Source organism: Paraburkholderia humisilvae (assembly GCF_902859855.1).
GTDB classification, from domain to species: domain Bacteria; phylum Pseudomonadota; class Gammaproteobacteria; order Burkholderiales; family Burkholderiaceae; genus Paraburkholderia; species Paraburkholderia humisilvae.
Genome location: NZ_CADIKH010000452.1, coordinates 1 through 686 on the forward strand (window position 1 = coordinate 1; position 686 = coordinate 686).

The following is a 686-nucleotide window of genomic DNA, read 5'->3' on the forward strand; positions in this document are numbered from 1 at the left end:
CCTTCAGCAGATCGATGTGTTCAGGTAATGTCGGAACGAACCGTGCACGGGGCTTTGCGCGACTGCTGCCTGGGAGAGGGGCAGCCGGCTGTCGACGCCCTGGAGCGTTCAGGCTGTCATGGATCTGCTGCTCCGCATGGGAAAGCGGCAGTCCACGCGCCTGCTCCGCGTGGGCCCAGTCAACCAGTGCCGTGCCTGCCGGGTCCGCCCTCCGGCTTTGAGGTGCAACGTCAACGGGTGAGCCAGAATGCGGCCTGCCGTCCAGATCCGCGAGCTCGTTATCCACCTCATCCGCTGACAACTGGGGCAAGCGATGGGGTTCAGGCGCCCCACCTTTCAGACCCGGAGCATTCCGGGCCTGCTGCCACTGGCCCTCCCGGTTTTCCAGACGGATTGTCCGCTCCCGTGCATTGCCAGTGGCATCCACCGGATTCCATACCACATACCCGCCACTCGACGCGGCCTCGTCTTTGGCCACCCGGTACAGCTTCGCTCCAATCTGCGCGTAATGCGCCAGCGTTTGCGGATCCTGCCATGTCCCGCCCTCCGAGCGGCGCATCGCCACCGGCCGCCTGTCCTCCGGTACCGGCGTGAGCCGTTCGAGCAGTTGATGCATCTCCGCGCCTGAAGGGGCTGCGCCGTCACTGGCTGCGAGCAGTCCATAGGGGTCGCCCACGCTGCCGTGT

The 686-nt window shown here is 65.9% G+C and carries 1 protein-coding gene; it reads right to left on the minus strand.

What is annotated here, in order from left to right; translation table 11 throughout:
- On the minus strand, positions 1 to 686 hold a 686-nt coding region (locus HV796_RS43015), incomplete at both ends, for a hypothetical protein (protein ID WP_175233647.1).